13 protein-coding genes, 2 tRNA genes, 2 rRNA genes, 1 pseudogene and 1 riboswitch (1 of these 19 cut by a window edge) are annotated in these 22580 nt (G+C 63.1%); of the genes and pseudogenes, 9 read left to right on the forward strand and 9 right to left on the reverse strand.

The window, feature by feature from the left end:
• The 4 genes from RPC_RS21380 to RPC_RS21395 form a co-directional block, all read right to left on the reverse strand.
• Positions 1 to 294, reverse strand: a 23S ribosomal RNA gene (locus RPC_RS21380); it reaches 2552 nt to the left of the window's first position.
• Between the two features lie 543 nt (positions 295 to 837).
• A tRNA-Ala gene (locus tag RPC_RS21385) sits at positions 838 to 913 on the reverse strand.
• A gap of 165 nt (positions 914 to 1078) precedes the next feature.
• Positions 1079 to 1155 (reverse strand) — tRNA-Ile (locus RPC_RS21390).
• Positions 1156 to 1375: 220 nt separating this feature from the next.
• Positions 1376 to 2864 (reverse strand): 16S ribosomal RNA (locus RPC_RS21395).
• Together the 16S and 23S rRNA genes with 2 tRNA genes alongside form the textbook arrangement of a ribosomal RNA operon.
• Positions 2865 to 3764: 900 nt before the next feature.
• Between RPC_RS21395 and RPC_RS21400 the strand changes: the two genes are divergently transcribed.
• Together RPC_RS21400 and RPC_RS21405 are read left to right on the forward strand one after the other, a co-directional pair.
• Complete coding sequence (locus RPC_RS21400) at positions 3765 to 5852, forward strand: peptidoglycan DD-metalloendopeptidase family protein (RefSeq protein WP_011474680.1); 2088 nt, start codon at positions 3765 to 3767, stop codon at positions 5850 to 5852.
• A 102-nt stretch (positions 5853 to 5954) separates the two neighbouring features.
• On the forward strand, positions 5955 to 7586 hold the full coding sequence (locus RPC_RS21405; protein ID WP_011474681.1) for a Vgb family protein: 1632 nt from the start codon (positions 5955 to 5957) through the stop codon (positions 7584 to 7586).
• A 65-nt stretch (positions 7587 to 7651) separates the two neighbouring features.
• On the opposite strand, the gene clpB is transcribed toward RPC_RS21405, so the two are convergent.
• Positions 7652 to 10291, reverse strand: coding sequence for an ATP-dependent chaperone ClpB (gene clpB / locus RPC_RS21410; protein ID WP_011474682.1), 2640 nt, complete (start codon positions 10289 to 10291; stop codon positions 7652 to 7654).
• A 446-nt stretch (positions 10292 to 10737) separates the two neighbouring features.
• Positions 10738 to 11406, reverse strand: coding sequence for a TIGR02594 family protein (locus RPC_RS21415; protein WP_049766148.1), 669 nt, complete (start codon positions 11404 to 11406; stop codon positions 10738 to 10740).
• A gap of 261 nt (positions 11407 to 11667) precedes the next feature.
• On the opposite strand from RPC_RS21415, the gene RPC_RS21420 reads away from it, so the two are divergent.
• On the forward strand, positions 11668 to 12531 hold the full coding sequence (locus RPC_RS21420; RefSeq protein ID WP_011474684.1) for an alpha/beta fold hydrolase: 864 nt from the start codon (positions 11668 to 11670) through the stop codon (positions 12529 to 12531).
• A gap of 167 nt (positions 12532 to 12698) precedes the next feature.
• On the opposite strand, the gene metW is transcribed toward RPC_RS21420, so the two are convergent.
• Positions 12699 to 13367 carry a methionine biosynthesis protein MetW gene (metW, locus tag RPC_RS21425; RefSeq protein WP_011474685.1) on the reverse strand — a complete coding sequence of 223 codons (669 nt, stop codon included), beginning with the start codon at positions 13365 to 13367 and terminating at the stop codon, positions 12699 to 12701.
• Position 13368: 1 nt separating this feature from the next.
• Complete coding sequence (gene metX / locus RPC_RS21430; protein WP_011474686.1) at positions 13369 to 14571, reverse strand: homoserine O-acetyltransferase MetX; 1203 nt, start codon at positions 14569 to 14571, stop codon at positions 13369 to 13371.
• A 71-nt stretch (positions 14572 to 14642) separates the two neighbouring features.
• A riboswitch (SAM riboswitch) is annotated at positions 14643 to 14722 on the reverse strand.
• A gap of 201 nt (positions 14723 to 14923) precedes the next feature.
• On the opposite strand from metX, the gene RPC_RS21435 reads away from it, so the two are divergent.
• The 6 genes and pseudogenes from RPC_RS21435 to RPC_RS21465 all read left to right on the forward strand — a co-directional run bounded on the left by RPC_RS21435 (position 14924) and on the right by RPC_RS21465 (position 21233).
• Complete coding sequence (locus RPC_RS21435; protein ID WP_011474687.1) at positions 14924 to 15775, forward strand: chorismate mutase; 852 nt, start codon at positions 14924 to 14926, stop codon at positions 15773 to 15775.
• A 28-nt stretch (positions 15776 to 15803) separates the two neighbouring features.
• Positions 15804 to 16901, forward strand: a complete 1098-nt coding sequence (gene hisC / locus RPC_RS21440) for a histidinol-phosphate transaminase (RefSeq protein WP_011474688.1) — start codon at positions 15804 to 15806, stop codon at positions 16899 to 16901.
• A complete protein-coding gene (locus RPC_RS21445) occupies positions 16898 to 17842 on the forward strand; it encodes a prephenate/arogenate dehydrogenase family protein (protein ID WP_011474689.1) in 945 nt (314 codons plus the stop codon). The genes hisC and RPC_RS21445 overlap by 4 nt, the downstream gene beginning before the upstream one ends.
• Before the next feature lie 109 nt (positions 17843 to 17951).
• Positions 17952 to 18248 (forward strand): annotated as a pseudogene (locus RPC_RS21450) (prephenate dehydrogenase dimerization domain-containing protein); the annotation flags it as partial.
• A 1506-nt stretch (positions 18249 to 19754) separates the two neighbouring features.
• The gene (locus RPC_RS21460; protein ID WP_011474690.1) at positions 19755 to 20069 is read left to right on the forward strand and encodes a BrnA antitoxin family protein; all 315 of its coding nucleotides are present in this window, start codon (positions 19755 to 19757) and stop codon (positions 20067 to 20069) included.
• A gap of 270 nt (positions 20070 to 20339) precedes the next feature.
• A complete protein-coding gene (locus tag RPC_RS21465; RefSeq protein ID WP_011474691.1) occupies positions 20340 to 21233 on the forward strand; it encodes an NAD-dependent epimerase/dehydratase family protein in 894 nt (297 codons plus the stop codon).
• A 157-nt stretch (positions 21234 to 21390) separates the two neighbouring features.
• Here RPC_RS21465 and RPC_RS21470 read toward each other — a convergent pair whose 3' ends face one another.
• Positions 21391 to 22032, reverse strand: coding sequence for a hypothetical protein (locus tag RPC_RS21470; protein WP_011474692.1), 642 nt, complete (start codon positions 22030 to 22032; stop codon positions 21391 to 21393).
• Positions 22033 to 22580 lie beyond the last annotated feature (548 nt).

Raw genomic sequence — 22580 nt, forward strand, 5'->3', positions numbered from 1 at the left:
ACTTAGATGTTTCAGTTCCCTGGGTTCGCTTAAAACCCCCTATGAATTCAGGAGCTTCATACCTTCGCTTGATAACCGGAAATCCAAAACCTCACGGCTTGGAAGTCATCCATTTCTGTTTGAGCCCCAAGTCACAAGGACTTGGAGTTCCGGCTATCGAAGGTGGGTTTCCCCATTCGGAAATCCGTGGATCAAAGCTTCTTCGCAGCTCCCCACGGCTTATCGCAGCGTAGCACGTCCTTCATCGCCTCTCAGCGCCAAGGCATCCACCGAACACCCTTAAGGCACTTGATTGCTCTCATTATCAATGTCCACACACTCGGCAGAATGTAACCGCATCCGTGTTCGTAGCTCGAAAGCTACCAACTTGCCCCCTCGATGAGGGCCACATGCGGCTGGACATGATTAGAAAGACCAGCTTGCTTCTTAAGATCGAACCAGTGGTGAGGCGGTCAAGCTTCACCAACAAAGATTGAGCATCCGCAAACCGTCTTGCGACGGTCACGACTGCAAAATCCTGGAGATAGCATTTCGAACCCCGTGGATTGCTCCACAAGATCCAAAACCTGGATCGATCTCCTCTATACGATGTCAGATATCCCGCAGCGCGCATCCGTTGGGACACAAAGCTGCGAATTGATATGTCGCGGATGGACCCTGGTCATTCCAGGATCGTTGAACACGGTTGCCTTAAGCTCTCAGTCTCGATCGTCGGCTGCCCGGCTTGCATCGCCCGGCTACGCTCTTCGAGCTTCGCCGCGGCAGCCTTCGCAAGGTCTTGCTTGCGTCAGGCGCGATCGGCTTGCCGAGCCGTAGCTGGCACTTGCCAGCGAAGGCTGGTGGAGCCAGACGGGATCGAACCGACGACCTCATGCTTGCAAAGCACGCGCTCTCCCAGCTGAGCTATGGCCCCAAACCAGAAGAGACGAATTTACAAACGCGATCATCGGAAGCGTCGGTCAGAAGCTTGGCTTGCCGAGCTGTAGCTCGCGCAGTTCAGTGCACAATCTCACCGGCCCGCCTACGCCCAAGAGGGCTTCGGCGCGGCAGCTTTCCGCTCGCTTGCGCGAGCGAAAGCTGGTGGGCCTGGGAAGACTTGAACTTCCGACCTCACGCTTATCAAGCGCGCGCTCTAACCAACTGAGCTACAAGCCCTAACGACGAGAGCTCGGGCTCAAAGCGCATGCGCGTCGACGAAGCTTGCAAGCAAGCCACATCAAGACAGCGCACGCGCCTGGCGCGTGTTCGTCCGCGAAGAAAGAGAAACGAAGACGGCGAAATCCCGCCAATGCAGCTCAACGATTGATCCAACCGTTGGCCACTGATGTTTCAAAAGAGGGTCGATAACAGCAAGCTGTTGAAGACCCATCCTTAGAAAGGAGGTGATCCAGCCGCAGGTTCCCCTACGGCTACCTTGTTACGACTTCACCCCAGTCGCTGACCCTACCGTGGTTAGCTGCCTCCCTTGCGGGTTAGCGCACTACCTTCAGGTAAAACCAACTCCCATGGTGTGACGGGCGGTGTGTACAAGGCCCGGGAACGTATTCACCGTGGCATGCTGATCCACGATTACTAGCGATTCCAACTTCATGGGCTCGAGTTGCAGAGCCCAATCCGAACTGAGACGGCTTTTTGAGATTTGCGAGAGGTTGCCCTTTAGCATCCCATTGTCACCGCCATTGTAGCACGTGTGTAGCCCAGCCCGTAAGGGCCATGAGGACTTGACGTCATCCCCACCTTCCTCGCGGCTTATCACCGGCAGTCTCTTTAGAGTGCTCAACTAAATGGTAGCAACTAAAGACGGGGGTTGCGCTCGTTGCGGGACTTAACCCAACATCTCACGACACGAGCTGACGACAGCCATGCAGCACCTGTGCTCTAGGCTCCGAAGAGAAGGTCACATCTCTGCGACCGGTCCTAGACATGTCAAGGGCTGGTAAGGTTCTGCGCGTTGCGTCGAATTAAACCACATGCTCCACCGCTTGTGCGGGCCCCCGTCAATTCCTTTGAGTTTTAATCTTGCGACCGTACTCCCCAGGCGGAATGCTTAAAGCGTTAGCTGCGCCACTAGTGAGTAAACCCACTAACGGCTGGCATTCATCGTTTACGGCGTGGACTACCAGGGTATCTAATCCTGTTTGCTCCCCACGCTTTCGTGCCTCAGCGTCAGTAACGGGCCAGTGAGCCGCCTTCGCCACTGGTGTTCTTGCGAATATCTACGAATTTCACCTCTACACTCGCAGTTCCACTCACCTCTCCCGTACTCAAGACTTTCAGTATCAAAGGCAGTTCTGGAGTTGAGCTCCAGGATTTCACCTCTGACTTAAAAACCCGCCTACGCACCCTTTACGCCCAGTGATTCCGAGCAACGCTAGCCCCCTTCGTATTACCGCGGCTGCTGGCACGAAGTTAGCCGGGGCTTATTCTTGCGGTACCGTCATTATCTTCCCGCACAAAAGAGCTTTACAACCCTAGGGCCTTCATCACTCACGCGGCATGGCTGGATCAGGCTTGCGCCCATTGTCCAATATTCCCCACTGCTGCCTCCCGTAGGAGTTTGGGCCGTGTCTCAGTCCCAATGTGGCTGATCATCCTCTCAGACCAGCTACTGATCGTCGCCTTGGTGAGCCATTACCTCACCAACTAGCTAATCAGACGCGGGCCAATCTTTCGGCGATAAATCTTTCCCCGTTAGGGCTTATCCGGTATTAGCTGAAGTTTCCCTCAGTTGTTCCGAACCAAAAGGTATGTTCCCACGCGTTACTCACCCGTCTGCCACTGACATATTGCTATGCCCGTTCGACTTGCATGTGTTAAGCCTGCCGCCAGCGTTCGCTCTGAGCCAGGATCAAACTCTCAAGTTGGACTTGAAACTTTAAACCGGCTGATCACATCGTTTGACGAGGTCCCACCATATAATGTCGACCACGATTCACATCGCGATCGTCACGTCGGCCGATCAGCAAACCCCGAAGGATCAACTCACCAAACCAACATGGTGTAACCTATGTAAACGTGTACCGCCGAAGTCTTTCGTCCGGTCCCAATCCTCAAAAAGCCGAAGCTCTCATCCGATCAAGACCCGCAAGGACTCCGCCGTCCACGTTTCTCTTTCTTCATTTCAACTTGTCAAACAGCCCGGGGCACAAACCCCAACTTCCCGCTAAGGAAGCAATGTCTCCCCGTAGGGAACGCCTTCCAAACCAGGAAAGCAACACCCCCATCTTGGGAGGCGTCGTATACTCTCATCCGACGACAAAGCGCAACCGATAACTTTCGGCTGCTCAAGTCACTCACCTTGATGAGGAGCATCAGAGGCGCGGAAGCTCGCCGCGACCCGTGTGGGCCAGGGCGTTGCCGCCGCGCTCAGTGGTCGTTTTATAAGCCCGCCCCCTCGGATGAGTCAACACCCATCGTCAAGAAAATGTCGCATCCTGTGGGAACCCGAGAAGTCCTGAGTTTTCAGGGCCTCAGCCGCACTAGAGCCACAATCCTGCAGCGTTCTCCAGAACCGAGATGCAAAGAATCTTTGATTGCCCGCGCTTCGGCAGCTCGGATTTTGCGCGTTTGGGGGATCTTGCTCGCCATGACATCCAGTCTGAACATTCAGTCTGACCCGTTTCACCGCGTTTCCGGCGCGGTCGGCAAACTCCGCTCTTGGTTCTGATCGGTGATTGCCCGATGGTCGTGCAGCAGGCCAAACGACTCGATCGTTGCGTGCGGGGCGCGCGAGGTTGCGGTGCGACAGCCGCGGCAATGACGAAATGGTGGGGGACGGCGGTTTGAGCCACAGGACGACACGCGCGCGCAGCTATGGACGCGAGGCCGGGATCATCGACCTCGGCCACGAGCCGCCGCTTTCCGTCGACGGATCCGAAGCCGCGGTGATCGATCGGCGGCGCGTCTCGGTGCAATGGTTCAGCGGCACGATTCTCACCGGCCTGTGCGGCGCAGCCTTGATCGGCGGCGCCGTTTTCGCATCGCTGGACGGCGAAATGACCTTCGCTAAAGTGCCGGAGCGCGTCGAAGGCGCGCTTCGCGGCGCGTTCGGCGCCAATGATCGCAATGCCAGCCTGCACAAGAGCGACCGGCTGCCGCCGCCCTCCGAATCCGCCGCGGCGCGCCAGGTGGTGCGGGTCTCCACCGTCACCCGAATCGGCAATCGTGACGTGATGCGGGTGCGGCCCTTCATTCGCATCGCCGGCAATCTGGCGCTGACCACCAGCGAGCTGTCCGCCAAGGTGCCGCCGTTCAATGCCCAACGCATGCTGACCGACGTCGGCGCGGCGACGCCCGCCGCCGCCGAAGACGCGCAGAATCCCGACGCCGTCGAGCCCGACGCCGAGGTGTCGTTCGTCACCCGCGATCTCGGTCCGATTCTGCCGAAGGCCAAAGTCGCCGCCGTATTGGCGATCGACGAGGTGTTGATGCGGGTGCGCGACGCCTCGAGCTGGCGCGGTCAAACCGGGGTTCGCTACACCATGGCCAGCGCCACCGGCGAAGCCGGCACGCCGCATTCCGACATCAAGATGGCCTACGCCACCGAGGGCAACGTCGCCGCCGATCCCTATGCCGGATTCGAGACCCGCGTGGTGCCGGAGAACGTGACGCTGCTGCCGAAGACCAAGGACCAGGCGACCGGCGGCAACCCGACCAACGAGCGGATCCACATCGTCAAGAAGAACGACAGCATTTCCACCATCCTGCGCGACCAGGGCGCGACGCCCGAGGAAACCCGCGCGATCGCCGCCACGCTCGGCTCCCGCGGCCGCGACGGCGGGCTCAAAGAAGGCCAGAAGATCCGCATCCTGATGGCGCCGGCCGGCCCCGGCCAACGGCTGCAGCCCTATCGCGTCGTGGTGGCGAGCGACTCCACTGTCGAAGCGGTGGCGGCGCTGTCCGACCTCGGCAAATACGTCGCGGTCGACGTGCAGAGCATGAACACCGTCGCCGAGGTGCCCGACAGCAGCGACGACGACGAGGACGACGGCACCGGCGTGCGGCTGTATCAAAGCATCTACGAGACCGCGCTGCGCAACAAGGTGCCGGCCGGCGTGATCGAGGACATGGTCCGGATCTATTCGTACGACGTCGATTTCCAGCGCCGGGTGCAGGCCGGCGATTCGTTCGAGGTGTTCTTTGCCGGCGAGGACGAAGGCTCCAACGCCACCGAGAAAAACGACGTGCTGTATGCCGCGCTCACCGTCGGCGGCGAGACCAAGAAATATTATCGCTTCCAGACCCCCGACGATTCGGTGGTGGATTTCTACGACGAGAGCGGCAAGAGCGCGAAGAAGTTCCTGGTGCGCAAGCCGGTCAACCAGGCGATCATGCGCTCGGGCTTCGGCGGCCGGCGGCATCCGATCCTCGGCTACGTCAAGATGCACACCGGCGTCGATTGGTCGACGCCCTACGGCACGCCGATCTTTGCCTCCGGCAACGGCATCGTCGAGAAGGTCGGCTGGGAAGGCGGCTACGGCAAATACGTCCGGCTCAAGCACAACAACGGCTACGAGACCGCCTACGGCCATATGTCGGCGTTCGCCAAGGGGCTGGAGCCCGGCAAACGCGTGCGCCAGGGCCAGGTGATCGGCTTCGTCGGCTCCACCGGACTGTCGACCGGCGCCCACGTGCATTACGAAATTTTGGTCAACGGCCGCTTCGTCGACCCGATGCGGGTCAAGCTGCCGCGCGGCCGCTCGCTGGAAGGTCCGCTGATGGCGAGCTTCGAGAAAGAACGCGACCGGCTGGATACGATGATGACCAGCCGCAACGGCCGGCTGTCGGAAGATCTGTCGACGCCGTCGCGCAACCAGAGCGCCTCGGCGCAGGGACGTCCCGTCACGCGGTAAATTCCGAGCAAATTCCTGTCGCGCAGACAGGAATTGTGTTTGCCAACCCCCCTCCCCGATCAAATACTCTCCCGATAACAAACAAAATTCGGGAGGGATTTGATGAGAGGCCGTCTGGCGTTCGGCGCAGCTCTGGCTGCGATCGCGCTCACGCACTGCAATAGCGCCGCACGGGCGCAGGGTTATCAAGTCAGCAAGCTCGTCTCGGGCTCGGCGTTTCACGGCGTGCACGGCCTCGGCGTCGACAAGTCCGGGCGACTGTTCGCGGGCTCCGTCGCCGGCGCCGCGCTGTACGAGGTCGACCGCGACAGCGGCACCGCCAAGGTCGCGATCCCGACGCCGCAAGGCATGGCCGACGACATCGCCTTTGCGCCCGATGGCACGATGGCCTGGACCGCCTTCCTCACCGGCGATCTTTACGCGCGCAAGGCCGACGGCCCGATCAAGAAGCTCGCCGCCGGCCTGCCCGGCATCAATTCGCTGGCCTATCGCAAAGACGGCCGGCTCTATGCCAGCCAGGTGTTTCTCGGCGACGCGCTCTATGAAATCGACGTCGAAGGCGTCAAGCCGCCGCGCAAGATCTTGGAGAAGATGGGCGGGCTGAACGGCTTCGAATTCGGCCCCGACGACATGCTCTACGGCCCGTTGTGGTTCAAGAGCCAGGTGGTCAAGGTCGATGTCGACAAGGCCGAACTGAGCGTGGTCGCCAACGGCTTCAAGATTCCCGCGGCGGTGAATTTCGATTCCAAGGGCCAGCTATGGGTGGTCGATACCGCGCTCGGCCAGCTGACCCGGGTCGATCCCAAGACCGGAGCGAAGAAGCTCGTCGCGCAGCTCAAGCCGTCGCTCGACAACCTTGCGATCGACGATCGAGATCGCATCTACGTCTCCAACATGGCTGACAACGGCATTCAGGAAGTCGATCCGGACAGCGGCACGGTCAAGCAGCTGATCATCGGCAAGCTGGCGCTGCCCGGCGGCATCGGCGTGGTTTCGGAGAGCGGCAAGGATACGGTCTACGTCGCCGACGTGATGGCCTATCGCAGCGTCGACGGCGCAACCGGCGAGGTTCGCGAGATCGCCCGGATGCATGCCGACGGCGTGACGCTGGAATATCCGATGAGCGCCACCGCCAAAGGCGACGAGGTGATTCTGTCGAGCTGGTTCAGCGGCACCGTGCAGGTGCTCGATCGCAGAACCGGACAATCGCGCGAGATGGTCCATGGCCTGAAGGCGCCGCACGACGCCATCCGGCTCCGCAACGGCGATCTGTTGGTCAACGAGCTCGGCAGCCGCTCGCTGATCCGACTCGGCGGCGAGCACGGCAAGCAGCGCAGCACCGTCGCCGGCGAGCTCAACGGTCCGATCGGGCTGGTCGCGGCGGACGACGGATCGGTCTACCTGACCGAGGCGTTTTCCGGCCAAGTGACCAGGGTCAAGCTCGACGACGGCGCCAAGACCGTGGTGGCGAAGGATCTGAAAATGCCGGAAGGCCTCGCGCTGGCGCCCAGCGGCAAGCTGATCGTGGCCGAGGTCGGAGCCAAGCGCATCGTCGAAATCGATCCCGCGACCGGCAGCGTCACCGAACTCGCCGGCAATCTGCCGATCGGGCTCGCAGCCGCGCCCGGGCTGCCGCCAACCAACATTCCGACCGGCGTCGGCGTCGGGGCCGACGGCACGATCTACGTGTCGTCCGACATCGAGAACGCAATCTACAAATTGGTGAAGCAGTAAGCCTATTCCGCCGCCCGGGACTCGCGGAGCAGCGCCACGGCGGTGCTCCGCGATCGGGAGGATGGTTAGTTCAGCATCCGTTTCGACAGCGGCCGCTCGAACGGCGCGATGTCGGCGGTGTGCGGCGGCCTGCCGTTGAAGGTCAAGACGCCGCCTTCGGTCGAGATCGCGACGCGGTCGCCATCCTTGATGTCGCCGGCGAGAATCATCTCGGCCAGCGGATCCTGTACGTGACGCTGGATCACCCGCTTCAGCGGACGCGCGCCATAGGCCGGATCCCAGCCCTTTTCGGCCAGCCAGTCGCGCGCCGAAGCGTCGAGCTCGAGCACGATCTTGCGCTCTTCCAACAGCTTGGCGAGCCTGGTGAACTGGATCTCGACGATCCGCCCCATCTCGCTCTTCTGCAAGCGGTGGAACAGGATGATCTCGTCGACCCGGTTGAGGAATTCCGGGCGGAAATGCGCCCGCACCATCGCCATCACCGGCTCGCGCACCACTTCGGTGTCTTCGCCCTCCGGCTGGTTGACCAGGAATTCCGAGCCGAGATTCGAGGTCATCACGATCAGCGTGTTGCGGAAATCCACCGTGCGGCCCTGCCCGTCGGTCAGCCGTCCATCATCGAGCACCTGCAGCAGCACGTTGAAGACGTCCGGATGGGCTTTTTCGATTTCGTCGAACAGCACCACCTGATACGGCCGCCGGCGCACCGCTTCGGTCAAAGCGCCGCCCTCGTCATAGCCGACATAGCCCGGAGGCGCGCCGATCAGCCGCGAGACCGAGTGCTTTTCCATGTATTCCGACATGTCGAGCCGGACCATCGCGGTCTCGTCGTCGAACAGATACTCGGCCAAGGCTTTGGTGAGTTCGGTCTTGCCGACACCCGTGGGCCCCAAGAACATGAACGAGCCCATCGGCCGGTTCGGATCCTGCAGCCCGGCACGGGAGCGCCGCACCGCGGTCGCCACCGCGTGCACCGCCTCGAACTGGCCGACCACGCGTTTGCCGAGCGAGTCTTCCATCCGCAGCAGCTTGTCCTTTTCGCCTTCCAGCATCTTCTCGACCGGCACGCCGGTCCAGCGCGAGACGACCTGCGCGATGTGGTTGGCGGTGACCGCCTCCTCCATCATCTCGCCATTGCCGGCATGGGCTTCGATCTCGGCGAGCCTGCGCTCCAGCTCCGGAATCCGGCCATAGGCCAATTCGCCGGCGCGCTGATATTCGCCGCGGCGTTGCGCGTCGGCGAGTTCGATCCGCAAGCCATCGAGCTCGCTCTTGAGCTTCTGCGCGTTCGACAGCTTGTTCTTCTCGGCGCTCCAGCGCGCGGTGAGCGCGGCGGATTTCTCCTCGAGTTCGGCGAGTTCGCCGGACAAGGTTTGCAGCCGGCTCTTCGAGCCGGGATCGGTTTCCTTTTTCAGCGCCTCCTGCTCGATCTTCAGCCGGATGATTTCGCGATCCATCGAATCCAGCTCTTCCGGCTTGGAATCGACCTGCATTTTCAGCCGGGCCGCGGCCTCGTCCATCAGGTCGATGGCTTTATCCGGCAGGAAACGGTCGGTGATGTAGCGGTTTGACAGCGTGGTCGCCGCCACCAGCGCGGAATCGGCGATCCGCACGCCATGGTGCTGCTCGTACTTGTCCTTCAATCCGCGCAGGATCGAGATGGTGTCCTCCACCGTCGGCTCGGAGACGAAGATCGGCTGGAACCGGCGCGCCAGAGCTGCGTCCTTTTCCACGTGCTTGCGATATTCATCCAGCGTGGTGGCGCCGATGCAATGCAGCTCGCCGCGCGCCAGCGCGGGCTTCAACAGATTGGACGCATCCATCGCGCCATCGGCCTTGCCGGCGCCGATCAAGGTGTGCATCTCGTCGATGAACAGGATGATGCCGCCTTCGGCCGAAGTGACCTCGGAGAGCACCGCCTTCAGCCGCTCCTCGAATTCGCCGCGATACTTTGCGCCCGCGATCAGGGCGCCGAGGTCGAGCGACAACAGCTTCTTGTCTTTCAAACTCTCCGGCACGTCGCCGTTGAGAATGCGCAGCGCCAGGCCTTCGACGATCGCGGTCTTGCCGACCCCGGGCTCGCCGATCAGCACCGGATTGTTCTTGGTGCGGCGGGAGAGCACTTGGATGGTGCGGCGGATTTCCTCGTCGCGGCCGATCACCGGATCGAGCTTGCCATCGCGTGCCGCTTGCGTCAGGTCGCGGGCGTATTTCTTCAGCGCATCATAAGCGTTTTCCGCCGTGGCGGAATCCGCTGTGCGGCCCTTGCGCAGCGCGTTGATCGCGGCGTTGAGGTTCTGCGGGGTGACGCCGCCCTTTTTCAGCAGCGCGCCGGCCTCGGAGTCCCTGTCGAGCGCCAGAGCCAGCAGCAGCCGCTCCACGGTGACGAAGCTATCGCCGGCCTTGTCGGCGGCCTGCTCCGCAGCGTCGAAGGCCCGCGCGGTGTCCGGGGCCAGATAGACCTGGCCGGCACCGGCACCCGACACCTTCGGCATCTTGTTCAGCGCGTCTTCGGTGGCCTTGAGGATGGCGCGGGAGTTGCCGCCGGAGCGGTCGATCAGGCCGCCCGCGAGGCCTTCGCTGTCGTCCAGCAGCACCTTGAGAATGTGCAGCGGCGAGAACTGCTGGTGGCCCTCGCGCACCGCCAGCGATTGCGCCGACTGAATGAAGCCGCGCACCCGCTCGGTGTATTTTTCGATGTTCATTGTCAATGTCCCTCAGCCTGCCGTTGCGCCTCGAAAGCACGCCAACGACATCTTCATTGGGTTGCGCCGACCGCGCTGATCGTGCTCAGCCGGCGGCGATGGCTCGCCGGCTCAAACGGCCGGCTTGCAACCAATGTGGGATCGGATTCCGAGCGGCGAAAGGGGTTCCCTCACAATTTCGTCAGGCCCCAGGACGCGGGCCCGCACGATGGCTTTGGAGCTGGCCGGAAACGCCGCGCATAACGTGAGGCACTAAGCATCCTCACGTCATGGCCGGGCTTGTCCCGGCCACCCACGCCCACAAGCGACGCCTTGGCTGTTTCCGTGGATGGCCGGGACGAGCCCGGCCACGACGCGGAGAGGTCGGCAATCCCGAGGCGCCGTGGGGACGCGTCGCACAGACGATTCCGTTGCGCGCGGCTCATGCAAAACCACGCGCCTCCTCTTCAGCTCGCCGGCATCACATAGGCGTAGATCCGGCTTCGCGGATAGCTCGCCTCGGCGACGCGGTGGCCGTGATTGCCCGACACCACGATCGGATTGCCCTTGGCGTCGATGCCGCTGACCACGCCGACATGGCCGCCGCGCTTGCCACGCGACATCACCGCGATGGCGCCGACTTGCGGGCCGGAAATCCGCTGGCCGTAGCTGGCGAACGAGCGCGCCATGTCGGAGCCGCTGCCGCGCAGACCCGCGCGCTCCAGCACCATGTTCATGAACCGCGCGCACCACAGGCTGCTGCGGCCGGTCGGATTGCCGCCGCCGATGAAGCTGCGCGCGGTGGCAACGACGTTGGAAAACCCGAAGCCGTTGCCGACGCCGGGCGACTGCATCGCGCCTGCGTTGTTATCAGCAAAGCCGAACTGCGACTGGGTCGCGGCCGGCATCGCCGCCGCGCGGCGCTGATAGCGGCTGTGGTGTCCGGCGCGATGATGCCGTTTGAATTGATGATGATGCCGCTTCGCGGCGTGATGCGCCTGATGCACGTGAGCGTGCCGAGCGGCGCCATGATGCGACCGGGCCGAAGCCGGAGTCGCGAATGCGGTGATTACCACGATGAGCATTGCAACTGCAGAAAAACCAAAGCAACGACGAAACGCAACGAACTCAACCATACCAGATGTCCTCATCAACACCCCCAATTCCATCCGGCCGCATGCACGGGCCGGACAACGAGGGCGCCTCTTGCATTTCCTGATGTGGCGAGATCAAGACCTTTAATCGCAGGATTTCGTGAACCATCGCCCCATTGACACGGCTATCGCGCGCGACTCGAAGACGAAATTCGGATTAACCAATGGATGCGGAGCGCGCGCGGAATCGCTATGATTCAACGTCAGCGCGCATCGTCGCGCGATTACGTCAAAGGAATCGCGATGCCCTTCGCCATCACCAAGGACCACGTGCAGTTGTATTACGAGGAAGTCGGCGACGGCACGCCGATCCTATTGCTGCACGAATTCGCCGGCGATTATGCCAGTTGGGAGCCGCAAATGCGCGCCTTCGCGCGCGGCCATCGCTGCATCAGCTACTCCGCGCGGGGCTATACGCCGTCGCATATTCCCGACAACGATACCGACTACGACTACCACCACGTCCGCGACGACGCGATCGCGATCCTCGACCATCTGCGGATCGCGGCGGCGCATTTCGTCGGACTATCGATGGGCGCCTATTCGGCGTTGCAAGTCGCACTGCATGTGCCGTCGCGCGTGCTGTCATTGACGCTGGCCGGCATCGGCTCCGGCTTCGAGGCCGATCGGCTCGAGGCGTATCGCGCGCGATGCCGCGCCGAGGCCGACGAGTTCGAACGCGGCGGCGCGCCGGAAATCACCAAGCTCGCAGGCTTAACGCCGGGACGAATTCCGTTTCTGGTCAAGGATCCGCGCGGCTTTCGCGACTTCCACGACGCGCTCGGCGAGCACGACGCCAACGGCGCGGCGCGCACCATGCGCAACTTCCAGGGCGCGCGGCCGCCGCTGTCGGAGTTCAAAGAGGCGATCGCCAAGCTGTCGCTGCCGACCCTGATCATCGTCGGCGACGAGGACGATGCCTGCATCGAAGCCAGCCTGTTCCTGAAAAGTCAGATCGCAAGCTCGGGGCTTGCGATGTTTCCGAAATCCGGCCACGCGCTCAATCTCGAGGAGCCCGCGCTGTTCAACGAAACGCTGGAAAAATTTCTGGCGCTGGCCGAGGCCGGACGTTGGGGCCCGCGCGATCCGCGCTCGATCAGGGAGTAGCAGCCAACCCAACGTGCGCCGGGCGCAGCGTAGCGCATCGCATTGGCGGCGTGGTGCGCTGCAGATCCGGGGCCGTTACGGAGCGCTGCGCCTGGAACGGTCCCGGCTCGCGGCGCGGCATAAGAATGCCGCACCGCGTCCGGGACACGAGTTGCAAACTCGATTGCTTACTTGGTCTTCTCCGCGCGGCTCAGCAGGAACACGCCCTGCTCGCCGAACAGGTTCCAGAACCACCACGGCGCATTCAGCCGCAGCGGACGGCCGTGCTGGTCGAGCGCCACCGCGCGTTCCATCTTGACGTTGATCTCGTCGCACAGCAGCACGAAATCCTTGATGGTGCAGAAGTGGATGTTCGGGGTGTCGTACCAGGTCGCCGGCAGATTCTCGGTGCGCGGCATCTGGCCGTGGATCAACAGTTGCAGCCGCATGTTGAGGTAGCCGAAATTCGGAAACGACACGATGGCGCGGCGGCCGATCCGCAGCAGGTTTTCCAGCACGGCGCGCGGCTGCCGCGTCGCCTGCAGGGTCTGCGACAGGATCACATAGTCGAAGGCGTCGTTGGGATAGTTGACGAGGTCGGTGTCGGCGTCGCCTTGCACCACCGCGAGCCCGCGCGACACGCAGCGGTTGACGCCCTCGCGCGACAATTCGATGCCGCGGCCGTCGATGCCGCGGCTTTCCAACAGCTGCAGCAGATCGCCCTCGCCGCAGCCGACGTCGAGCACCTTGGAGCCGGTTTCCACCATCTCGGCGACCAGCACATGGTCGGCGCGATAGCATTTCAGCGGATGCACGGGTTCCGGCGTGATGAAGGGCAAGGATTCCTGAGCCGACATATCAGTGCCCCTTCCCAGCCAAGCCGTGCGCGACGCCGGCCGATTGCAGGAAGGCGCGCACGATATCGACGAATTCCGGCACATCGAGCAGGAAGGCGTCGTGGCCGCGATCGGTCTCGATCTCGGCGAACGACACCCGCGCGCCGCCGGCGTTCAGCGCGTGCACCACGTTGCGGGATTCCGAGGTCGGAAACAACCAATCCGAGGTGAACGACACCACGCAGAACCGCGTCGTGGTGTCGCGAAACGCCTCCGCCAGCACGCCGTCATGGTCGGCGGCGATGTCGAAATAATCCATCGCCCGGGTCAGATACAGATAGCTGTTGGCGTCGAAGCGCTCGACGAAGGACGATCCCTGATAGCGCAGATAGCTCTCGACCTGGAAATCGGCGTCGAACGAGAACGTCGGCAGCTCGCGATCCTGCATCCTGCGGCCGAATTTGCGATGCAAGGCGGCGTCGGACAGATAGGTGATATGCGCGGCCATCCGCGCCACGCCGAGGCCGCGGTGCGGGTAGCTGCCCTCCTCGTAATAGCGGCCGTGGTGCCACTCCGGATCGGCCATCACCGCCTGGCGGCCGAGCTCGTGGAAGGCGATGTTCTGCGCCGAATGCCGCGTCGAGCAGGCGATCGCCAGCGCCGAGGCCACCCGCTTCGGGTAGGCCACGCTCCATTGCAGCGTCTGCATCCCGCCCATCGAGCCGCCGACCACGCAGAACAGCCGGTCGATGCCGAGCCGGTCGATCAGCATCGCCTGGGCGCGGACCATGTCGGGAATGGTGATGATCGGGAAATCCAGCCCCCACGGCTTGCCGGTTAAGGGGTTGGTGGAGGACGGGCCGGTCGAGCCCATGCAACTGCCGATCACGTTGGAGCAGATGATAAAGAACCGCTCGGGGTCGAGCGGCTTGCCGGGGCCGACCAAAGTCTGCCACCAGCCCGGCTTGCCGGTCACCGGATGGATGTTGGCGACGTGCTGGTCGCCGGTCAGCGCGTGGCAGACCAGGATGGCGTTGGATTTGTCGGCGTTGAGCGCGCCATAGGTCTGGTAGGCGATCTGGAATGGGGCGAGGTCAACGCCGCAATCCAGCCGCAGCGGCTGATCGGCGCCGAACAGCGCGACCTGCGAGGACGGATGGTCGGCCTCGTGGGCACGCTCTTCGGCGTGCACCGCCTGGCTCTGGATCGACTGCACCTTCACCATCTCGAGACCGGTCTCCTCACGGTTCCCAGACAGGCCACAAAAAAACCCGGCCTGAACAATGTTCGGCCGGGATCAAACTGTCCCCGGCCTGTTTAGCGAGTTGTTTAACGTGGCTGCAAGCCGGCCGGCTCAAATGACCACGGAACGAGCTAAGATATTAATCCCACACGGGTCTTTCGTCAAGACTTACCGCGGAATGGCCGGCACCCGGTGTGGCATCCAAAGCCTTAAGCTTTTCTTTGCTTTCGCGGCCGCTCTTTCTTAAGCAATGCGTCTTGCCCGGCGGTCGGCCGTGATCCAACCGGGATGGCTTGGCGGGAGCGCCTCTCGCGTCCCTCGAAGGTCTTCAACAATGTCCACTTTGCCTCCCTCGCCGCCGTCGCTGGCGGATCTGCGCCGCGAAATCGATAGTATCGACGAGCAGGTCCACAACCTGCTGATGCAGCGCGCCGACATCATCGACCGGCTGATCTCGGTGAAGCAGACCCAGGAGGTCGGCTCCGCGTTCCGCCCGGCGCGCGAGGCCGACATGATGCGCCGGCTGGTGCAGCGCCATCACGGCATCCTGCCGCTCGATACCGTCGAGAGCATCTGGCGGGTGATCATCGCCACCTTTACTTATGTGCAGGCGCCGTTCGCCGTGCATGCCGATCTGTCGCTGGGCGAATCCGCGATGCGGGATTCCGCCCGCTTCCATTTCGGCTTCACCGTGCCGTTCGTGCCGCATTTTTCCGCCCAGGCCGCCGTCGACGGGGTGTCGCGTTCGAAAGGCGATCTGGCGCTGGTCTCGGCCACCTCGAGCCGCACGCCGTGGTGGCTGGCGCTGGAAGCCGAGGGGACGCCGAAGATCATCGCCAGGCTGCCGTTCATCGAGCGCGCCGACCATCCGGCGGCGTTGCCGGTGTTCGTGGTCTCCAGGGTCGCCGACAGCGCCATGGTCACCGAGGTCGAGATGTGGAGCGTGCGGGTGTCCGGCTGGAACGCCGAGATCGCCCGGGCGCTGTCGCCCTTGGCCGAGATCGTCGCGGTGCCGGATACCGCCTTCGACGGCGCCGCGCTGCTGATTTCGATCACCGGCACCACCAGCCTCGACGCCGTCAAGACGGCGCTGATCGATTCCGGCGCCTCGCTGCGCTCGCAGGCCCTCGTCGGCAGCCATGCAACCCGTTATATGGTGCCCCCGACCGGCGCGCCAAAAAGCTGATCCCGCGTCAATCATCTGGAGTCCTACGATGTCCCGCCCCGTGCCGAATCCCGGCATTCTCGATATTGCGCCCTACACCCCCGGCAAGAGCCCGGTCGCCGAACCCGGCCGCAAGGTGTTCAAGCTGTCCGCCAACGAAACCCCGTTCGGCCCCTCGCCGCACGCGATCGCGGCGTATAAGGGCGCGGCGGATCATCTGGAGGATTATCCGGAAGGCACCTCGCGGGTGCTGCGCGAGGCGATCGGCCGCGCCTACGGGCTCGATCCCGACCGCATCATCTGCGGCGCCGGTTCCGACGAGATCCTCAACCTGTTGGCGCACACTTATCTCGGCCCCGGCGACGAGGCGATCGCCACCACCTACGGCTTTCTGGTCTACCCGATCGCCACCATGGCGAACGGCGCCAAGCTGGTGATCGCCGAGGAGAAGAACCTGACCTGCGACGTCGACGCCATCCTCGCCAAGGTGTCGCCGAGCACCAAGCTGGTGTGGCTCGCCAACCCGAACAACCCGACCGGCACCTATGTGCCGTTTGACGAAGTCAAACGGCTGCGCGCGGGCCTGCCCGAGCACGTCATCCTGGTGCTCGACGGCGCCTATGCCGACTACGTCGGCAAGAACGACTACGAGAGCGGCATCGAGCTGGTGTCGACCACCGACAACACCGTGGTGACCCGCACCTTCTCCAAGATCCATGGCCTCGCCGCGCTGCGGATCGGCTGGATGTTCGGCCCCGCCAACATCGTCGACGCGATGAACCGGATCCGCGGCCCGTTCAACACCTCGGTGCCGGCGCAGCTCGCCGCGGTCGCGGCGATCAACGACACCGCGCATGTCGAGATGTCGCGCGCCCACACCGAGACATGGCGCAACTGGCTCAGCGAGGAATTCACCAAGCTCGGCCTCACCGTGACGCCGAGCGTGTGCAATTTCGTGCTGGTGCATTTTCCGACCGCCAAGGGCAAGACCGCGGCGGACGCCGACGCGTTCCTGACCAAGCGCGGGTTGGTGCTGCGGGCGTTGAACAATTACGGCCTGCCGCATGCGCTGCGCATGACCATCGGCACCGAAGAGGCCAACCGCCTGGTGGTCGAAGCGGTCGCCGACTTCATGGCGCAGCCATGATCGCCACGCCGCCGTTCAAACGGCTGGCGCTGATCGGCTTCGGGCTGATCGGCGGCTCGATCGCGCGCGGCGCGCGGGCGCAGGGTCTGGCCGCCGAGATCGTCGCCACCGCGCGCTCGGCGCAGACAAGGGCGCGGGTCGCCGAACTCGGCATCGTCGATATGGTGCTGGAGAGCAATGCCGAGGCGGTGCAGGGCGCCGACCTCGTCATCCTGTGCATCCCGGTCGGCGCCTGCGGCGAGGTCGCGAAAGAAATCGGCCCGCATCTTTCGCCCGGCGCGATCGTCTCCGATGTCGGCTCAGTGAAGGCCGCGGTGGTCCGCGCGATGGCCGAGCATCTGCCGGAGGGCGTGCATTTCATTCCGGCGCATCCGGTGGCCGGCACCGAGAATTCCGGCCCGGATTCCGGCTTCGCCGAACTGTTCATCAACCGCTGGTGCATCCTGACGCCGCCCGAGGGCGCCGATCCCAAGGCGGTCGACAAATTGGCGGCGTTCTGGAGCGGGCTCGGCGCCAATGTCGAGGTGATGGCCGCCGAACACCACGATCTGGTGCTGGCGGTGACCAGCCATCTGCCGCATCTGATCGCCTACACAATCGTAGGCACAGCCGAGGAGCTCGAAGGGGTGACGCGCTCGGAGGTGCTGAAGTTTTCCGCCGGCGGCTTTCGCGATTTCACCCGCATCGCAGCCTCCGATCCGACGATGTGGCGCGACGTGTTCTTGAACAACAAGGACGCGGTTCTGGAAATGCTCGGCGAATTCCAGGAGGATCTGTCGAAACTGACCCGGGCGATCCGCCGCGGCGACGGCGACGCTCTGTACGAGCACTTCGCCCGCACCCGCACTATCCGCCGCGGCATCGTCGACATCGGCCAGGACGAAGCCCTGCCCGACTTCGGTCGTCCCAAGGCGGCGCTGGCCAAGAAGGCGGCGGAGTAAGCAAGCGGTCGACGGGTCAGCAGGTAGCCCGGATCAGCGCAGCGACATCCGGGATGAGCACGAAGGCCCGTGGCCCCGGATATCGCTGCGCTCATCCGGGCTACACTCGCTGAAGTTTTCCGCCGGCGGCTTTCGCGATTTCACCCGCATCGCAGCCTCCGATCCGACGATGTGGCGCGACGTGTTCTTGAACAACAAGGACGCGGTTCTGGAAATGCTCGGCGAATTCCAGGAGGATCTGTCGAAACTGACCCGGGCGATCCGCCGCGGCGACGGCGACGCTCTGTACGAGCACTTCGCCCGCACCCGCACTATCCGCCGCGGCATCGTCGACATCGGCCAGGACGAAGCCCTGCCCGACTTCGGTCGTCCCAAGGCGGCGCTGGCCAAGAAGGCGGCGGAGTAAGCAAGCGGTCGACGGGTCAGCAGGTAGCCCGGATCAGCGCAGCGACATCCGGGATGAGCACGAAGGCCCGTGGCCCCGGATATCGCTGCGCTCATCCGGGCTACACTCGCTGCGCGACGATGCGGTCGCCCCGGCCTGTGGCAGCGCCACGCTTGCGGCCATCCTTCGAGACGCCCGGCTGCGCGCTGCGCGCTTTGCCGGGCTCCTCAGGATGACGCTGATTGGGTTGCTGACGATCCAAAGCCCAGAGTCGTCATCCTGAGCGTCGTCATCCTGAGGCGCCCGAGCGCAGCGAGGGCCTCGAAGGATGCGGCTGCGCATCGATGCGGTTGCCCCGGCCTGTGGCAGCGCCACGCCCGCGGCCATCCTTCGAGACGCCCGGCTGCGCGCTGCGCGCTTTGCCGGGCTCCTCAGGATGACGCTGATTGCGAGCTGATGATCCATGCCCAGATCCATGCCCAGAGTCGTCATCCTGAGGTGCCCGAGCGCAGCGAGGGCCTCGAAGGATGCGGCTGCGCGACGATGCGCTCGCCCCGGCCTGTGGCAGCGCCACGCCCGCGGCCATCCTTCGAGACGCCCGGCGTCGCGCTGCGCGCTTTGCCGGGCTCCTCAGGATGACGCTGATTGCGAGCTGATGATCCATGCCCAGATCCATGCCCACAGTCGTCATCCTGAGGTGCCCGAGCGTAGCGAGGGCCTCGAAGGATGCGGCTACGCGACGATGCGCTCGCCCCGGCCTGTGGCAGCGCCACGCCCGCGGCCATCCTTCGAGACGCCCGGCGTCGCGCTGCGCGCTTTGCCGGGCTCCTCAGGATGACGCTGAAATGGGCGGTGATCGCCCGCCGATGCGTGCAAAATGTCAAACAGCCACGATCAAAAAGTTCTGGATGTGCGCCCGCGATCTCGCGGCGCTGAGCGCCCGAGCTTTGCAAGAGTCCCCCTCGAACCAATGAGGGGGGAGGCGCGCCGCAGGGCGCGGGGGTGGAGCTGTCGCGGTGCTGCGGCTCGCCTCGCAAGGCCAGCCGCGACCGCGCGTCGCCTTGCGGCGCGCCCTCCTGCGGCGATTATGGGCCCCGGGACCGTGCTTCCGGGGACAGGCGCGATGCACTCCGCACCGCCGATTCCGGCGATCTCTCACCGTTCACCTGTCCCGCGTCCAGCCAACCAGCAAGTGGCAGAGCCTCGTAGTGGGCCCGGACGGTGGCCTGGGGCCTCCCGGGTCGCGGTTGCGAAGCGCGAGCGCGGGACGCCGCGTCGACCGATCGGGAGCAAGCTCCCTCTCGGCAGCGATCGGTGGGTTGCCCCACTTCTCGCTCTGTCCCGCAATCTTGACGCCTCGCGAAAGCGCCCCTCACGGACAGGACGATTAGGAATATAATCTTGATTGAGGATTTGTCAAGCGGGGCTTGCGGGGGCACTTGCCGGCCGCTTATCTGTAGATACAATAATTAGATGAAAATCACTTACGATCCGACGCGCGGCATGTCATCTCGATGAGGAAAGCCAATGACCGGGAAAAAGCGCGCTTCGGGCAGCGACTTGAAGAAAGTTGATGCCCACGTCATCCAGCCGGAGGAATACGACGAAATCCCCGAACTGACGGAGGAGTTTTTCGCCCGTGCGGATTTGTATCACGGCGGCAAACTGGTCCAGCGCGGCCGGCCGAAATCCGACGCCCCCAAGCAACTGGTATCGCTGCGGCTCGACGCCGAGGTGCTGCGCTGGTTCAAGGCCACCGGCGCCGGCTATCAGGCGCGGATGGGCGAGGTGCTGAAGTCGCACATGACAAGGAAGAAGAAGGCGGAGAAGAAGGCAGGGTGACGTGGCTCGGAGGGGGAGCCCGGGCGCCCCTGCGTCGCAACCCACCGATCACAGAAAGGGCCCTGGGTCCGGTAGGTTACGCGCTCCGCGCCAACCCGCCGGACGCGCTGTTCGACTGCGTCATTCGCTTTGGTCATGACGCCTTCGGAGCGAAACAGTCACCTCAATGAAGCTGTTCTGCGAACTGGGTGGGCCGGGAAATTGCTGCTTGCAAGGATTTGTTCGACGTCATACCTGCCCCGATCGAGCCGCGAACGAGAAGGACAAAAGATGCGGGGTAGGAGACGTCTGATTGTTACCGGAAGCAGTGGGCGCATTGGTCGGACCATCGCAGCCGCGGCGGCCAAGTCCTATGCGGTCACAGGTGTCGATATCGTTCCGTCCGAGACCACGGACATTGTTGCGGATGTTACCGACTACGAGAAACTTGTGAGGGCGTTTGACGGGGCCTCTGCACTGATCCACAGTGCCGGGCTGCATGCACCTCATGTAGGCCTGTTCTCCGAACACGAATTTCGCAGGGTGAATGTAACGGGCACCGCGACGATCATTAGGGCGGCGCTTACGACGGGCGTTCGCCATATGATCTTCACGAGTACAACTGCGGTTTTCGGCGTGAGGCAGGACGTCGTCGGCGATGCCGAATGGATCGACGACATGTCACAGCCACATCCGCGAACGATCTATCACCATACGAAACTGGAGGCCGAAGCGCATCTTGCCGCCGTGGCAGGCCCTCAGTTGAAGGTCACGGTGTTGCGTCTAGGGCGTTGTTTTCCTGAGGCGGTGAACCTGATGGCGCTCTATCGTCTCTACCGCGGGATCGATGAGCGCGACGCGGCTGTTGCCCATCTGCGAGCGCTCGATGCGGATGGGCCACATCTCGCCACGCACATCGTTTCCGGTACGACGCCGTTCTTGCGTGAGGATCGGGAACTATTGGGGGTTGACGCCCCGACAGCGATCAGGCTGCGGTGTCCGGCTCTTGCTCAAGAATTTTCGACACACGGTTGGGCATTTCCTCAAGCGATTGATCGAGTCTACGACAACGCCGGTGCCTGTGCCGCGTTGAATTGGCATCCCCAATTCGGCTTCGAGCACGTCCTAGCGGCATTCCATAGCGGTTGCCAAAGCGTTTTGCCTCCGATATCGGTTCCGCAGTAATACCAAAGGGCATTGTCCCTGGCTCCCGCGGGATTGAACCAAGCCGGCGAGATATCTGGCCGAGAGGCGGGTGTTGTTTGCTCCCGGATATCGCTGCGCTCATCCGGGCTCCGCGACACCCACCTCGCGCGCTACCTGCGTCACTCCAGCGCGATGATTACGCACGCCTGCTGCCGAGATCCTGCAATATCGGCAGATCCCTTTGCTCAGGCAGATGGAACGACTGGCCAGCCGCAATTGCCTCCCAAATGTCCGCCAATTCGGCGATCGATTGCTTCGGCAGGATTCTCTTCATCACCTCTTGCAGCGCCTCCCGACGCGGCCAGCGCATCAGGCCTTTCGTCGCCTCATCGGCCTCACGCAGACTGCGGGCCACCAAACGCGCCGAGTGGCGCAAATTCCAAATACATGCCGCGGCTGATTCATCGGAGCTATCGGTGGGACCTACCGCCCCACGACGCGCATCGCGGGCTCCCTTCATGAAGGTGTAGCACGCCACCACATGACCGACCGTGTCCGCACGAAACAGGCCGAGGTTTTCCGCATTGGCTTTGAACAGGGTGAAATAGTCCTCCTCGCTGGAATAGGCGATTTTCTTCGGGAGATCCCTGATCGCCGCGTCAAAATTATCCCGAAGCTCCATCTCCTCGATGACAGCCACAAAAGAACAGATCTCGACAAAGAGAATTTGTCGCAACGAATCGAACTTATACAATTCCACAGCGACCCAGCCGATCAGGCTAAGGACGCCTCCAATCAACAGAGCATAAATCGCCGTTGAAATTGAGTGTGGGTCCATAGCATCCTCCATCAACGATGGTACGAAACCGCGCTTTGCAGCGACAATTTACTCTAAAGCAAGTAACACCTTTCTCCTGTACAATTTTGCACAGCCGCGGTTTCAAAGATCGAATTCGAAGCTCAATTGCGCTAAGTATCATGTTACTGTGGTCAGAGCCCGCAGGGTGGGTGGGGCGCCCTGGCGCCGTAACCCCACCGATCACAGAGAGCGCCCTCGACCCGGTGGATTACGCGCTGCGCGTGAGAGCGTTTTCGGTCAGGATTGCATCATCCAACCAAAATGTCGTCGTCATTCCGGATTGCGAGTTCGAAGAACGAGCAAGTCCGGAATCCATACTCCCTGCGGTGGTTATGGATTCCGGGCTCACTCGCAGCGAAGCTGCTCGTGCCCCGGGATGACGGCCCGGGACTCTTGAACCGCATCAATCCTAACCGAAAATGCTCTAGCCCACCCTAAAAAGAACTACAGATTACTTGGCTTCCTCGCCGTGCCCGCCGCGGAGCTGCCGCGGCGCTCCCTCGTCAAACGCGGCGAGCGCTGTAGCC

It is taken from the genome of Rhodopseudomonas palustris BisB18 (genome assembly GCF_000013745.1).
GTDB lineage: Bacteria > Pseudomonadota > Alphaproteobacteria > Rhizobiales > Xanthobacteraceae > Rhodopseudomonas_A > Rhodopseudomonas_A palustris_F.